Raw genomic sequence first — 14,717 nt, forward strand, 5'->3', positions numbered from 1 at the left:
CTCATCCGAAGGAGAAGAAGGTGCGGAGCGTCGCGTCTTCGACCTGGACACCCACGATGACGGCTCCATCGTCGACCACGTCACGATCCGCATGGAAGCGGAGCAGACGGCCATCCCGCGTGGCGACGTCGTACCAGTCGTCCCCTGACGAGGAGACCGTCACGGTAGTGCCGCCTGGGAATGCGGCGATCGCATCCGCGACAGGGGCTCCCACTCGAATTCCACCGGCGGACGGCAGCGACGCCGTGTTCTGCGGCATCCCTTCGAGCGAGCGGGCGTTGCCGACGGTGATCGACGCTGCCGTCGATCCGTCTGCGGAGGGCTGGATCAGCATCGACGCAGAACCGTCCGCGTTCACGATTCGCCAAGGTCCTTGCTCGTACTCAGGAGCCACTGTCTGCGCGCCCTCAGCGGCGGACAGAGCAGTGTCGATCGGATCGCCGAGACGGATCGGTCCCACTCCGCCGAATGCGATCTCCCAATCACTCCAGGGTGCGCCCCCATCGATCGCGGGCTCTTCCTCCACCGTCGGCGGGTTCGCTGTGAGCTCTTCGATGAGTGTGGCACGCGCCTCCGCAGCACGGTCCTGCAGGAGCTCCGCGATCGCCCGTGCGTCCGGGACGTCACCACTTCCCTGAGTCTGCCAGAGCTCCACGAGCACATTGCCGACGGATGCGAAGGCGCTGAAGCCTCGACCCCCTCCCTCGATTTCGGGAAGCTGCAACGTGCCTGCCATCGCACGCACGCCGTCTGCGGGCTCCGGCACGACGGACTCGAAACTCGCAGGACCGTTGAAGTCGAACGTCGAGCACTGCTCGGCCATGGCGATGAGTTGATCCATTCGACCCTGAGCGTGGGCCTCGTCGGCGAACTGGAGGGCGAGCAGATGCCCGTAGCCCTGATCGCCGCCACCGTTCACCCTCCACTCCATGTTCCGGGACCCGACGGTTCCTAACGACTCCTCGACGAGGAAGTTGGTGCAGATTGCCGGTACCGGATCAGGTCCCCAGCCGTCGGAGATCTGCGTCAGCACTGAGGAGGCGGCACCGATATCCGTCGAGGCGGGGAGCACTGAAGAGATCTCGTCTGGCGACAGCATGAACCAGTTCAGCTCATCCCCGACGAAGAGCGCGGGCCCCGCGTACGGTTCGGGTGCCGGCGTCTCCGTCGCGGCGGAGGGCGTGGGCGTCGGCTGCGACTCCGGTGCCGGTGCGCAGGCGGTAAGCGCCAGAAGCGCGCTGACCGCGACGGCACCGATACCGGCGGCGAGCCGAGAACGGATGGATGTGGCTTCTGGCATGTGTACCCCCCGGTGATGACGTGCAGCATCAGATAGTGCCCGTCAGGTTGAGCGTAGAGGTGGTGCCGCAGCCCGCGGAAGAACCGGGATCCTGTTGAGATCAGACCGAGATGAATCGCATACCTCCGCGCGTATATCTTCGCGTTTCGCGACCCCGATCACTCCGGATGGGGCGCGCGTAGGACAGCAGCCGCTGCAGACCGCGCCTCCCCAGCGGTCGCCGCCTTGAGCACGGCATCCGCCGCCGCCAGGCAGTGCTCCGCCGTCACCTCGGCCAGCGCGGCCGCCACCCGCCCGAGCGCTCGGGGCGTCATCGACAGAGACGTCACACCGAGGCCCACGAGCACGGGAGCGAGAGCGGTGTCGGCCGCCGCTTCACCGCAGACGCCGACGGGCAGGTTCCAGGCGCGACCCGCAGTACCCGCCGCACCGATCAGACGGAGCACGGCCGGCTGCCACGGATCGTTGAGCTCGCCCAGCTCACCGAGCAGGCGATCCGCGGCGAGCGCGTACTGCGCGAGGTCGTTGGTGCCCACGCTCACGAAGTCCACGACCTCGAGCATCTCGGACGCGAGCAGCGCCGCGGAGGGCGTCTCGATCATGACGCCGACGCGTTCGAGTCCCGCCGCTCTCGCCTGATCGGCGAAGCCGCGCGCCTCCTCGACCGTCGCCACCATCGGCGCCATGACCTCCACCAGAGCGGATTCCGCCTCGGCGGCGAGCGCGAGCGCACGCAACTGGTCCTCGAGCAGCCGGGGAGAGCGCCGGGCGATGCGGAGTCCACGGACCCCGAGTGCCGGGTTGTCCTCGTCGTCCGCGTTCGCGAACGGCAGTGGCTTGTCGCTCCCCGCGTCGAGTGTGCGCACCACGACCCTGCGCCCCGGGAAGGCCGCGAGGACACCACGGTACGCCGCGACCTGCTCGTCGATGGAGGGCGCATCGACCCGATCGAGGAAGCAGAACTCGGTGCGGAACAGCCCGATGCCCTGGGCTCCGGCGGCGGCAGCGGTCGCGGCATCCGCGGCACCGCCGACGTTCGCCAACAGGGCCACGGGCGTGCCGTCGGCCAATCTCCCCTCGCCGTCGAACGGGACCACGACCGCGGCGGCGCGCGCCGCCTCGACCCGCCCCGCATCCGGCTCGACCTCCACGGTTCCCCGATCGCCGTCGACGAGGACGACCGCCCCTGCCGCGATGCCCGTCGCCCGGGCCGCTCCGACCACTGCGGGGATGCCGAGGGAGCGGGCGATGATCGCGGTGTGCGAGGTGGGCCCGCCCTGTTCGGTCACCAGCGCCACGCAGTTCCCGCCGCCGAGGGCTGCCGTGTCGGCGGGCGCGAGGTCGGTCGCCACCAGTACGAACGGTTCGTCCCGCTCAGGGACGCCCGGCAGGTCGACCTCGAGGATCTCGGCGATCAGGCGGTCTCTGACGTCGCGGATGTCCGCCACCCGCTCCGCCATCCGCCCGCCGAGTGCCCGCAGCGCCCGCTCGTGCGCCACCGCGGTCTCCCAGACCGCGCGCGCCGCGCTGCGTCCTTTCGAGCGCACGAGGGTCGACGCGTCGGCGACGAGCTCGGGATCCGAGGCGAGCAGGCGCGAGGCGTCCAGGATCGCCCGCGCGTCGCCCGTCGCCTGCGCCGTGCGGGAGCGCAGCTGGTCGGCGACCGCCACCGCTGCCCACTCGATCGCGGAGACCTCGCCCGCCCGGTCGGCGGGGTCGATCACCACGTCGCGGTCCGGTTCGGGCAGCGCTGCGGCGAGCCGCACCACGGGCGCGGCGACGCGTCCCGCACTGACTCCGCGCCCCTGCAGCACGGTGCCGGCGGCGATGGCAGCCGGCGGAGCGGCCGGAGAGGCAGTCTGCGGCTCGTCGACCGCCCGCGCGGTCGGCGCGGCCGGCGCCGCCGGTGCATCCCCCTCGCCGAACCCGTCGGCGAACAGCGCGACCAGCCGTTCGAGGGCCGCATCCGCGTCCGCCCCCGAAGCGGACAGCTCGATATCGTCGCCCTGCCTCGCCCCGAGGATGAGCAGCCGCGAGAGGCTCGCCGCCGCGGCTTCCGCCCCGTCGGGGAGCTTCCGCAGTCGCACGTCGGCTCCGCTCGAGGCTTCGGCGATGAGCGCCGCCGGCCGCGCATGGATGCCGAGCGGGTTGCGTACGGTCACGACACGACGGTTCGCGCCAGCGGCCCGTGACTCAGGCGGCGCCTCGGGGGCCGGAGCATCCGGAGCACCGGGTTCGTCGAGATGCCCGGTCTTCGCTCCGAGCGCTGCCATGGCCTCTCGAGCGACGTCGTCGAGGGCTCCGCCCGCTCCCGCAGAGACGACCGCGGCGAGCAGGCCCTCGACGAAGGGCGCAGGAGCGAGCTGCACCGGGACCTCGCTCATGCGCAGCTCCAGCGCGAGCTCGGCGCTCAGCACGGCGGAGCCGAGGTCCATCAGCACCAGCACTCCGTCGCAGTCGGCGGCGAGCTCGTCGATCGCCGATGCCACCGCGACGGCGTCCGTTCCGAGGACGGGGGTGCCGTCGGCATCCGTTCCCGCACCCGCAGCCACCCGCACGTGGACTCCCCCACCCTGCACCATCTGCAGGGCAAGCTCCACTGCCGCCTCCCCGAGTCGTGCGCTGTGGGAGACGGCGACGATGCCGATCATCGGCGTCAGTCCGCCGACGCCGCGGCGAGTGTCTCGAACAGCAGCGTGGTCGATGCGGCACCGGGATCGAGGTGGCCAGCGCTGCGCTCACCGAGGTAGCTCGCACGCCCCTTGCGGGCGACGAGCGGCTCCGTCGCATCGCGCCCCGCAGCCGCCGCCTCCGCGGCAGCAGCCGACGCCGCCCCGACGTCCGAGCCGCCGGCGAGGGCGGCATCGAACGCGTCGACGGCCGGCGCCATCGCGTCGAACATCGTCTTGTCCCCCGCTTCCGCCTTGCCTCGTGCGACGATGCCCTCGAGACCGGCCCGCAGCGCGGCGGCGAGTCCTGCACCGTCGAGTTCTGCAACCGGCCCCGCCGTCATCCCCATCCGCAGGAACAGCGTGCCGTACAGCGGTCCGCTGGCGCCGCCGACCGAGCTCACGAGGGTCATTCCCACCGTCTTCAGCAGCTCGTCGACCGTGCCGGGCACGCCGCCGTCGAGCTTCGCCACGACGGCATCCATCCCGCGTGACATGTTCGCCCCGTGGTCCGCGTCGCCGATCGCGGAGTCGAGTTCGGTGAGCCAGTCGCGCTTCTCGGCGATCACGTCACGGAACCGCCGGATCCAGTCGGCGAGGGCAGTCGTGTCGAGCGCCGCCATCACGCGCCCCACCGCAGACCCGGCGTGTTCACCGGAGCATCCCACAGTCGCAGCAGCTCGTCGTCGGCCTTCAGCACCGTCAGTGAGCACCCGGCCATGTCGAGCGACGTGATGTAGTCGCCCACCAGGTTGCGCGCGATCTGCACGCCCGCCTTCTCGAGCAGAGCCACGACCTCGCCGTACATCAGGTAGAGCTCGATCAGCGGGGATCCTCCCATGCCGTTGAGCATCACGATCGTGGGTCCGGAGACGTCGAGATCGGCGAGGATCGGCTCGACGAGCTGGCGGGCGATGTCCGCCGCGGGAGCCAGCGGCTCACGGTGCCGACCGGGCTCGCCGTGGATGCCGATGCCGATCTCCATCTGGTCGTCCGGGAGGTCGAAGGTGGGCTTCCCCGCCGCAGGCACGGTGCAGCTCGTGAGCGCCATACCCATCGAGCGCCCCTGGCCGTTGATCCGCTTCGCCAGCTCGACGACCGCGGCGAGGTCCTGCCCCTCCTCCGCGGCTGCGCCCACCAGCTTCTCGAGCAGCACCGTGAGTCCGACTCCGCGGCGGCCGGCCGTGTAGAGCGAGTCCTGCACGGCGACGTCGTCGTCGACGATCACGGTCCCGACCTCGATGCCCTCCATCGCGGCGAGCTCTGCGGCCATCTCGAAGTTCAGCACGTCGCCGGTGTAGTTCTTGACGATGTGGAGGACGCCTGCTCCACGATCGACGGCCTTCGTCGCGACCTGAACGCGATCCGGAGTGGGCGAGGTGAAGACCTCGCCGGCGACGGCGGCATCGAGCATGCCGACTCCGACGTAGCCGCCGTGCAGCGGTTCGTGACCGGATCCGCCCCCGGAGACCACCGCGACCTTGCCCTGCGCCTTCGGTGTCGCGCGCGTGATCACGTGGTTGTCCAGGTCGACGGACAGCTCGGGATGCGCGAGTGCGACGCCCCGCAGCGACTCGACCAGCACGTCGGCGGGGTTGTTGATGAGCTTCTTCATCGTTCGATCTCCCTTGATCTCTACGGCGGCGATCTTTCGCAATATCGGAAAGTTATTCGTCAATGTCGAATATGCTCGGGTGCGATCGAGTTGTCAAGATCAACCTGACGACCGCCGCGAAGGACCGGTTCACCGACGAGCCGGAGGGAGGAGGCGCCGATGATCCAGGCCATCGATCGTGCCGCCAAAGTGCTCGAGCTGCTGCAGGGAGCGCGACACCTCGGGATCACGGACCTGGCGCTCGCCCTGAGCCTGCCGCCCTCGACCGTGCACGGGATCGTGAAGTCGCTCCGCGCGCACGGGCTGGTGGCCAAGGAGCGCGGCGGACAGCGATACATGCTCGGCCCGACCCTGCTCCGGCTCAGCAACGTCTACCTCGACACGCTCGACGTGAGGGCGCGGGCGATGCGATGGACGCAGGAGCTCGCACGGCGGACCGACCTCGCCGTGCGCCTGGGCGCCCCGCACTTCCATGAGGTGCTGGTGATCCACCACGACCTGCGACCCGACGACAGCCAGCAGATGCTCGAGACCGGGGTCGCCATCCCCGCCCACGCGTCAGCACTGGGCAAGGTGCTGCTCGCCCACGACCTCGGATTCCAGCGGACGGTCTTCGAGCAGCCGCTGCGCAGTCTCACCGGCGACACCATCACCGATGTCGCCCGCCTCACCCTCGAGCTGCCGTCGATCGCCGAGCGCGGCAGCGCCTCCGAGGTCGACGAGGCCGTCCTCGGCGAATCGTCGATCGCAGCGCCCGTGTCGGATGCCTCGAACGACATCGTCGCGGCCGTCGCCGTCGTGATGCCGACGTCCCAGGGGCCCGCACCCGACGCGGTGCTCAATGCCCTCCGCGAGACCGCGCGCAACATCTCGCGGGAGCTCGGTGCCACGACGTGGCCACCGCGCGTCGCCCCCGCCGAGGACTGAGGGTCAGCGCGACTGCAGCCCGTCGAGCGTCACCCGGAGGATGTCCTCCCCGAGCTCGTCCGGATCGACGGGTCCCCCCGGGCGATACCACTCGACGACGGAGTTGATCATCCCGAAGATGAGCCTTGTCGCGACCGCGGCGTCGACGTCGTCCCGGATGAGTCCCTCCGCCTGCGCCTCCGCCACGATCGCGGTCACCCTCTGGTCGAACGCGCGACGGCGCACCAGGGCCGCCGACTCGACGTCCCCGTTGCCTCTGACCCGCAGCAGCAGAGTGACGGAGGGCAGCTTCTCGGTCAGCACCCGGACCGCGCCGCGGATGATCGACCGCAGGCGGTCGGAGGCGAGCGGATGCCGGGCCGTCGCCTCGTCCACCACGGCCTCGAGGGCGTCGAGGGCGTCGTTCAGCGCGAGTTCGAGGATCGCCGACTTCGACTCGAAGTGGTGGTACAGCGCGGACTTCGTGAGCCCGAGCGTCGCGCTGAGATCGGCGACGCTCGTCGCGTCGTAGCCCTGCTCGTTGAAGACCTTCACCGCGACGGAGAGCACCTGCTCGCGGTCGTAGCCCGGTCGGCCGCGCCTGGGGGCCGACGCCTCTGATCCGGGGTGCGCCATGGGGCCAAGTCTGTCACCCCGCGGCGAGTTGCCATTCATCCGTCGATCTGAGATCGTATTCCTGACCGATCGGTCTGAAAATACCGCCAGCGTGGGCGATCGAGAGGATGACGATGTCCGAGGCCTATCTCGTCGATGGCGTCCGCACCCCCGTCGGCCGCTACGGCGGCGCTCTCGCGTCCATCCGCCCCGACGATCTCGCCGCCCTCGTGGTGGGCGAGACCGTGCGCCGCTCCGGCATCCCCTCCGACGCGATCGACGAGGTCATCCTCGGTGCCGCGAACCAGGCGGGCGAGGACAACCGCAACGTCGCCCGCATGGCCGTGCTGCTCGCAGGCCTCCCCGACTCGGTGCCGGGTCTCACCGTGAACCGCCTCTGCGCCTCGGGGATGTCGGCGATCGCCCTCGCGTCGTCCGCAGTGCGCAGCGGCGACGCCGACCTCGTCGTCGCCGGCGGCGTCGAGTCGATGACCCGCGCCCCGTGGGTCCAGGCCAAGCCCGATCGCGCCTGGGCGAAGCCCGGTGCCGCGTTCGACACCTCCATCGGCTGGCGCTTCACGAACCCGCGGCTGGCTGCACGCGACAAGGCCACGTTCGCGATGCCGGAGACCGCAGAGGAGGTCGCGCGCCTCGAGGGGATCAGCCGAGCGGATGCCGACGAGTTCGCGCTGACGAGCCACCGGCGTGCCATCGCCGCGATCGACGCCGGACGCTTCGCCGCGGAGATCGTCGGCGTCCAGACGCCGCGCGCGCTCGTCGACACGGACGAGGGGCCGCGACGCGACACCACGCGGGAGGCGCTGCGCGCACTGCGCCCGGTGGTCGCCGGGGGCGAGGTCGTCACCGCCGGCAACTCCAGCTCCCTGAACGACGGCGCCTCCGCGATCGTCGTCGCGAGCGCCGAGGCGGTGCAGCGCCACGGCCTGCGTCCGCGCGCCCGGATCGTCGCCTCCGCGACCGCCGCGCTCGCGCCGGAGATCATGGGGCTGGGCCCCGTCCCCGCCACGCAGAGGGCCCTCGCGAAGGCAGGATTGGAGGTCGCCGATCTCGGCGCGGTCGAGCTGAACGAGGCGTTCGCGTCGCAATCCCTCGCCTGCATCCGCCGCCTGGGACTCGATCCCGCGATCGTCAACGCCGACGGCGGCGCGATCGCCCTCGGACACCCGCTGGGCTCCAGCGGATCGAGGTTGATCGTCACGTTGATCGGCCGGCTCGAGCGCGAGGGCGCGCGCTACGGTCTCGCGACCATGTGCGTCGGCGTCGGGCAGGGCACCGCGATGATCGTGGAGCGCCTCGCATGACCCTCCGCATCGAGGAGCGCGGCGATCGCGTCACCGCCACCCTGGACCGCCCCGAGAAGCGCAACGCGATCGACCAGAAGACCATCGATGCGCTGCACGAGCTCTGCGCCGCGCTCGAGGCGACACCGCGCACGCTGATCCTCACCGGGTCCGCCGGCGTCTTCGCGGCGGGCGCAGACATCGCGCAGCTCCGCGAGCGCACGGCGGAGGATGCCAGGAAGGGGATCAACGCGATGGCTTTCGTCCGCATCCGCCAATTGCCCATGCCCGTGATCGCGGCGATCGACGGGTATGCGCTGGGCGGCGGAGCGGAGCTCGCCTACGCCGCCGACATCCGCATCGCCACTCCCTCGCTGCGCATCGGGAACCCCGAGACGGGGCTGGGCATCATCGCCGCCGCCGGTGCGACCTGGCGGCTTCCCGAGATCGTCGGCGAGGCCAGGGCGAGCGAACTGCTGCTCACCGGCCGGTCGCTCGACGCCGAGGAGGCACTGCGGTGGGGCCTCGTGTCCTCCCTGCATCCGGCCGACGAGCTGCTGGCCGCGGCGCACGGCATCGCCGATCGGATCGCCGCGAACGACCCGCTGGCCACCCAGCACACCAAACGCGCGCTGCGGACGCCGAGGGCGCAGCACCCCGCCATCGAGCTCGAACTGCAGGCGGAACTCTTCGAGTCGCCGGAGAAGCATCGGCGCATGACCGCGTTCCTCGAGAGGAAGAGTCGATGAGTCCCCAGACGACCGGTCCCGAGACGGTCGGGATCCTCGGCGGCGGCCGCATGGGCGCGGGCATCGCGCACGCGTTCCTCCTGGCGGGCTCACGGGTCACCGTCGTCGAACGCGATGCGGCGAGCGCGGACGCCGCCAGACAGCGCATCGAGGAGAGCATCCGTCGTTCCGTCGAACGCGACCCGTCGCTCGATGCGCGCCGGATCGCCGATCGGCTCACCACCGGCATCGACGTCGCCGGGTTCTCCGACGCCGCCCTCGTGGTGGAGGCCGTGCCCGAGGACCGGAACCTCAAGGAGCAGGCACTCGGACGTGCCGAGGCCGCCATGGACCCCGCGGCTGTCCTGGCCAGCAACACCTCCTCGATCTCCATCGACGACCTCGCCTCTGCCCGTGACCACCCCGAGCGCTTCCTCGGTCTGCACTTCTTCAACCCGGTGCCGGCGTCGGCACTGGTCGAGATCGTGCACGGGACCTCGACGGATGCCGAGACCACCGCCCGCGCACGGGACTGGGTGAACGCTCTCGGCAAGACGCCGATCGTCGTGCGGGACTCCCCGGGTTTCGCGTCGTCCCGCCTCGGGGTGATGCTGGGTCTCGAGGCGATCCGCATGCTCGAGGAGGGTGTCGCATCGGCCGAGGACATCGACGCGGCGATGACCCTCGGGTACCGGCATCCGACGGGTCCGCTGCGCACGACCGACGTGGTGGGGCTCGATGTGCGGCTGGGCATCGCCGAGGAGCTCGAGCGCACCCTCGGGGAGCGCTTCGCCCCGCCGCCACTGCTGCGGCGAATGGTCGCGGAGGGAAAGCTCGGCCGCAAGAGCGGCGAAGGTTTCTACGTATGGAACGAGGAGAGATGACCGAGTATCTGACGAGCTATGTGCAGGGCGAGTGGTGGACGCCGTCGTCCGACGCGCGTGCGTCCGAGGTTCGTGACGCGTCGACCGGCGACGTGATCACGCGCGTCTCCACCGATGGCCTCGACCTCGCCGGCGCCCTCGAGTACGGGCGCACCGTCGGGCACCGCAGCCTGGCCGCGCTCACCTTCCACCAGCGCGCCGTGCTCCTCAAGCAGTTCGCCCTCGCGCTCACCGCCCGCAAGGACGAGCTCTACGTGCTGTCTGCGCGGACGGGTGCGACCACCTCCGACTCGTGGGTCGACATCGACGGCGGCATCGGCGTCCTCTTCTCCTACTCCGGCAAGGGACGGCGCGAGCTGCCGAACAGCCGGGTGCACGTCGACGGCCCGGTCGAACCCTTGTCGAAGGACGGCTCGTTCCTCGGGCGGCACGTGTACACGACCCTTCCCGGCATCGCGGTGCAGATCAACGCCTTCAACTTCCCGGTCTGGGGCTCGCTCGAGAAGCTCGCCCCCGCCTTCCTCGCGGGCATGCCCACTCTCGTGAAGCCCGCGACCCCCACCGGCTATGTCGCCGAGGCGATGGTGCGCATCCTCGTCGAGTCGGGGCTGCTCCCCGAGGGCTCGCTGCAGCTGGTCAGCGGCAGCGTGCCCGACCTGTTCGAGAACCTCCGCCTGGGCGACATCGTCGGCTTCACCGGCAGCGCCTCGACGGCCGAGAGCCTCAAAGCGCACGCCGCCGTGCAGACCGGCGGGGTGCGGTTCACCGCGGAGACCGATTCCATCAACGCCTCCGTGCTCGGCACGGACGCCGTCGAGGGCACGCCGGAGTTCGACGCCTACGTCCGCCAGCTCGTGACCGAGATGACCACGAAGGCAGGGCAGAAGTGCACGGCGATCCGCCGAGCGATCGTGCCCGAGGGCACGGCGGATGCGGTGATCGCCGCCGTCCAGGCACGTATCGCGACGAAGACCGTGCTCGGGGACCCCCGTGCGGAGGGTGTGACGATGGGTCCCCTCGCGTCGACCGCTCAGCGCGACGAGGTGCTGCGCCAGGTGGGGCGCCTGCAGGATGCCGGCGGACGCGTCGTCGTCGGCACGACGGACTCCCCCGAAGTGCGTCACGCCGACGGCAGCACAGGACCGTCCCCCGACGGCGCCTTCGTCTCCCCCGTGCTCCTGCGCTTCGATGACGCGCAGGCCGACGCCGTGCACTCGATCGAAGCCTTCGGTCCGGTCTCGTCCCTGGTCACCTACACGAGCATCGACGAGGCCGCCGCACTGGTCGCACGCGGAGGGGGTTCGCTCGTGACCAGCATCGCGACGCACGACCCTGCTCAGGCCGTCGAGCTCGCCACCCGCATCGCGCCGTTCAACGGACGCATGCTGCTGCTCGACCGCGACGACGCCCGGTCCTCCACGGGTCACGGATCGCCGCTCCCGAACCTCGTGCACGGCGGGCCGGGGCGCGCGGGCGGCGGCGAGGAGCTGGGCGGCATCCGCGCCGTGCTGCACCACATGCAGCGCACCGCCGTGCAGGGCTCTCCGGAGATGCTCACGGCGCTGACCGGCGTGTGGCACGCCGGGGCGGCATCCCATGCCGGTGGGCGGCATCCGTTCCGCAAATCCCTCGCCGAGCTGCGGATCGGCGACCAGATCGTGTCCGCGTCCCGCGAGGTCACGCTCGACGACATCGAGACGTTCGCCCGTTTCACCGGCGACACGTTCTATGCCCACATGGACGAGGATGCCGCGGCAGCCAACCCCTTCTTCCCTGGCCGCGTGGCCCACGGATATCTGCTCGTGTCCTGGGCCGCGGGCCTCTTCGTCGACCCGGAGCCCGGCCCGGTGCTGGCGAACTACGGCCTCGAGAACCTGAGGTTCCTGACGCCGGTCTCCCCCGGCGACACGATCCGCGTCGAACTCACCGCCAAGCAGATCACACCCCGCGAGACCGACGAGTACGGCGAGGTGCGGTGGGATGCCGTGATCCGCAACCAGGGCGATGAGGTCGTCGCGACCTACGACGTGCTCACGCTGGTGAACAAGCAGCCGACGCCGGAGGCCGTGCCCGCATGAGGCCGATGATGCAGCGCGACGCCGCCTCGGCGATGCTCGGGATGACGGTCGAGCACGACGCCCCCGGCGAGGCCGTCGTCTCGATGACCGTGCGGGAGGACATGCTCAACGGCTTCGCGATCACGCACGGCGGCCTCGTCTTCGCCCTGGCGGACACGGCCTTCGCGATCGCCTGCAACGAGGACGAACGGGTCACCGTCGCCGGCGGCGCCGACATCGCCTTCCTGAAGTCCACCACGGTCGGCCAGCGTCTCACCGCGCGGGCGGTCCGGCGAGTGGTCAGCGGTCGCAACGGCCTCTACGACGTCACGGTGACCGACGAATCGGGCGACGTGGTCGCCGAGGTGCGCGGGCGCTCGCTCACGACGAACCGGCCGCATCCCGACTGAGCCCTGCCTGATCCACCACGACGAAGGAGTCGATGATGACGGGAATGCACGCCGAGATCGGCGTCGAGACCGAGCTGCACTCCCCCGATGCGCTCGGACGGCTGCAGCTGCAGCGGCTGCAGTGGACCGTACGTCACGCTTACGAGAACGTGCCGCTGTACCGACGGCTGTTCGACGAGCGCGGTGTGCGCCCGGAGGACATCCGCACTCTCGCTGACGTGCAGCGGCTGCCGTTCACGACCAAGGCGGACCTGCGCGACACCTATCCGTTCGGGATGTTCGCCGTGCCGATGGCGGACGTGCGCCGCATCCACGCGTCCTCAGGCACGACAGGGCGCCCCACCGTGGTCGGGTACACCGAGGGCGACCTCGACCGCTGGGCAGACCTCGTGGCGCGGTCCCTGCACGCCGCGGGGATCCGCGCGGGCATGAAGGTCCACAACGCCTACGGCTACGGGCTCTTCACCGGCGGCCTCGGCGCGCACGCCGGGATCGAGCGCCTGGGCGCGACGGTCATCCCCGTCTCCGGGGGGCAGACGGCTCGCCAGGCGCAGCTCATCACCGATTTCCGTCCCGATGCGATCCTCTGCACGCCCAGCTACCTGCTCACGATCGCGGACGCGCTGGAGGCCGCCGGGACCGACCCGACGACCACGTCCCTCCGCGTGGCCGTGCTCGGCGCGGAGCCGTGGACGAATGAGATGCGCCGCGAGATCGAACGGCGACTCGCCATCGAGGCGGTGGACATCTACGGCCTGAGCGAGGTGATGGGACCCGGTGTCGCCAGTGAAAGCGTGCTGACCAAGGACGGACCGCACATCTGGGAGGACCACTTCCTTCCGGAGGTCATCGACGGCGACACGGGCGACCGGCTCCCGGACGGCGAGCTCGGCGAGCTCGTCTTCACCTCGCTCACCAAGGAGGCGTTCCCCGTCATCCGCTATCGCACGCGAGACCTCACGCGCCTGCTGCCGGGGACGGCGTATCCGGCACTCCGGCGCATGGAGAAGATCACAGGACGCAACGACGACATGATCATCCTGCGCGGCGTGAACCTCTTCCCGACGCAGATCGAGGAGCTCGTGATGGGGATCGAGACGCTGACTCCGCACTTCGTGCTCGAGCTGCATCACGTCGCGCAGCTCGACACGCTCACTGTGCGCATCGAGCGGCATCCGTCCTTGAGCGCCGAGGAGTGCGATGCCGCTGCCGCCGTCCTCACTCATCGCATCAAGATGCACATCGGCACGAGCGTCGAGGTGCGCGTGGAGGAGCCGGGGTCGCTCCCGCGCAGCGAGGGAAAGTACCAGCGGGTGTACGACCTGCGCTGACCAATATCATGGATGCGCTATATCGCTTATACGCGATATCATCAGGCTATGAGTCGTGCCGCCGATCTGATCCGTCACGCCCGTCGCCAGAGCGGGATGACGCAGTCGACTCTGGCCAGACTGGCGAACACCCCTCAGAGTGTGATCAGCGAGTACGAGACCGGACGGCGTGAGCCGTCCTTCGATGCGGTCGACAGACTGATCTCGGCCGCGGGTCTCGTCATCGAGGTCGCTCCGCGCCCTGTGGATGAGGAGAGCGAGCGCGCCAGGGTGATCGCTCAATCGAGCGAGTTGCGACGCACCCTCCTCCCGCTCGGGGCACAGCGCATCCGCCTGTTCGGCAGCGTGGCACGCGGGGAGGACTCCGAGACCAGTGATATCGATCTGGCCGTGGACGTCGCACCGACGGTGGGCGTGTTCGATCTGCTGCGGATGAGGCACGAGGCCGAGCGGATACTCGGACGAGCGGTCGATCTCGTTCCTTTCGACGGCCTCACACCGGCGGTCGCAGAGAGCGTCGAGCGCGAAGCCATCACTCTGTGAACAGACGTCTGTCCGAGCGGCTCCGCGACATCGTTCGCGCCTGCGAAGCGATCGCTCGTTACGAGCAACGAGTCGACAGCGACGACGAGATCGTCTTCGATGCGATTCGAGCGCGGCTCATCGAGATCGGCGAAGCCGTCAAGGATCTCAGCGAGGCTGCGGTCGCGGCGGAGCCGGAGATCCCGTGGACGGAGATCGCCGGCATGCGCGACTACCTCGCCCACCGCTACTTCGACACGACCCACGCCATCGTCATGACGACGGCTCGATCCGACGTCCCACTGCTCGCCGCTGCAGCTCGGAGGATGCTGGCGCGGGCAGCCGCCCCGTCCCCGAAGCCGTGAGCGAAATCTCGGGC

14 protein-coding genes are annotated in these 14,717 nt (G+C 70.3%); 9 read left to right on the top strand and 5 right to left on the bottom strand.

Annotation, left to right across the window (positions count from 1 at the left end; all coding sequences use genetic code 11):
* Position 1: 1 nt before the first annotated feature.
* The 4 genes from ACESK8_RS06320 to dhaK all read right to left on the bottom strand — a co-directional run bounded on the left by ACESK8_RS06320 (position 2) and on the right by dhaK (position 5,584).
* Positions 2–1,300 carry a hypothetical protein gene (locus ACESK8_RS06320; protein WP_372967801.1) on the bottom strand — a complete coding sequence of 433 codons (1,299 nt, stop codon included), beginning with the start codon at positions 1,298–1,300 and terminating at the stop codon, positions 2–4.
* Between the two features lie 158 nt (positions 1,301–1,458).
* A complete protein-coding gene (ptsP, locus tag ACESK8_RS06325) occupies positions 1,459–3,951 on the bottom strand; it encodes a phosphoenolpyruvate--protein phosphotransferase (RefSeq protein ID WP_372967802.1) in 2,493 nt (830 codons plus the stop codon).
* Between the two features lie 5 nt (positions 3,952–3,956).
* Entirely contained in the window at positions 3,957–4,592 is a 636-nt protein-coding gene (gene dhaL / locus ACESK8_RS06330) for a dihydroxyacetone kinase subunit DhaL (protein ID WP_372967803.1), read from the bottom strand.
* Entirely contained in the window at positions 4,592–5,584 is a 993-nt protein-coding gene (dhaK, locus tag ACESK8_RS06335) for a dihydroxyacetone kinase subunit DhaK (RefSeq protein ID WP_372967804.1), read from the bottom strand. Before dhaK ends, dhaL begins: the two co-directional genes overlap by 1 nt.
* Positions 5,585–5,743: 159 nt before the next feature.
* Here dhaK and ACESK8_RS06340 point away from each other — a divergent pair, with 159 nt between their 5' ends.
* Positions 5,744–6,511 carry an IclR family transcriptional regulator gene (locus ACESK8_RS06340; protein ID WP_060927780.1) on the top strand — a complete coding sequence of 256 codons (768 nt, stop codon included), beginning with the start codon at positions 5,744–5,746 and terminating at the stop codon, positions 6,509–6,511.
* A 3-nt stretch (positions 6,512–6,514) separates the two neighbouring features.
* Here the strand turns inward: ACESK8_RS06340 and ACESK8_RS06345 are convergent, their stop codons facing one another.
* Positions 6,515–7,126 carry a TetR/AcrR family transcriptional regulator gene (locus ACESK8_RS06345; protein ID WP_372967805.1) on the bottom strand — a complete coding sequence of 204 codons (612 nt, stop codon included), beginning with the start codon at positions 7,124–7,126 and terminating at the stop codon, positions 6,515–6,517.
* Between the two features lie 113 nt (positions 7,127–7,239).
* On the opposite strand from ACESK8_RS06345, the gene ACESK8_RS06350 reads away from it, so the two are divergent.
* Genes ACESK8_RS06350 through ACESK8_RS06385 form a run of 8 tightly spaced genes read left to right on the top strand, consistent with a single transcriptional unit; the run spans position 7,240 to position 14,703 of the window.
* Positions 7,240–8,427, top strand: coding sequence for an acetyl-CoA C-acyltransferase (locus tag ACESK8_RS06350; RefSeq protein ID WP_372967806.1), 1,188 nt, complete (start codon positions 7,240–7,242; stop codon positions 8,425–8,427).
* Positions 8,424–9,155: an enoyl-CoA hydratase/isomerase family protein gene (locus ACESK8_RS06355; RefSeq protein ID WP_372967807.1), complete on the top strand. Its 732-nt coding sequence runs from the start codon at positions 8,424–8,426 to the stop codon at positions 9,153–9,155. The genes ACESK8_RS06350 and ACESK8_RS06355 overlap by 4 nt, the downstream gene beginning before the upstream one ends.
* Entirely contained in the window at positions 9,152–10,018 is an 867-nt protein-coding gene (locus ACESK8_RS06360; RefSeq protein ID WP_372967808.1) for a 3-hydroxyacyl-CoA dehydrogenase family protein, read from the top strand. The genes ACESK8_RS06355 and ACESK8_RS06360 overlap by 4 nt, the downstream gene beginning before the upstream one ends.
* Complete coding sequence (paaZ, locus tag ACESK8_RS06365) at positions 10,015–12,096, top strand: phenylacetic acid degradation bifunctional protein PaaZ (RefSeq protein WP_372967809.1); 2,082 nt, start codon at positions 10,015–10,017, stop codon at positions 12,094–12,096. The genes ACESK8_RS06360 and paaZ overlap by 4 nt, the downstream gene beginning before the upstream one ends.
* A 5-nt stretch (positions 12,097–12,101) precedes the next feature.
* Complete coding sequence (paaI, locus tag ACESK8_RS06370) at positions 12,102–12,485, top strand: hydroxyphenylacetyl-CoA thioesterase PaaI (protein WP_372967810.1); 384 nt, start codon at positions 12,102–12,104, stop codon at positions 12,483–12,485.
* 44 nt (positions 12,486–12,529) lie between these two features.
* Entirely contained in the window at positions 12,530–13,816 is a 1,287-nt protein-coding gene (gene paaK / locus ACESK8_RS06375; RefSeq protein WP_372967899.1) for a phenylacetate--CoA ligase PaaK, read from the top strand.
* A gap of 48 nt (positions 13,817–13,864) precedes the next feature.
* Positions 13,865–14,359 carry a nucleotidyltransferase domain-containing protein gene (locus ACESK8_RS06380; protein ID WP_372967811.1) on the top strand — a complete coding sequence of 165 codons (495 nt, stop codon included), beginning with the start codon at positions 13,865–13,867 and terminating at the stop codon, positions 14,357–14,359.
* On the top strand, positions 14,356–14,703 hold the full coding sequence (locus ACESK8_RS06385; RefSeq protein WP_372967812.1) for a DUF86 domain-containing protein: 348 nt from the start codon (positions 14,356–14,358) through the stop codon (positions 14,701–14,703). The genes ACESK8_RS06380 and ACESK8_RS06385 overlap by 4 nt, the downstream gene beginning before the upstream one ends.
* Positions 14,704–14,717 lie beyond the last annotated feature (14 nt).

Origin of the sequence: Microbacterium sp. (genome assembly GCF_041641055.1) — a bacterium.
GTDB lineage: Bacteria > Actinomycetota > Actinomycetes > Actinomycetales > Microbacteriaceae > Microbacterium.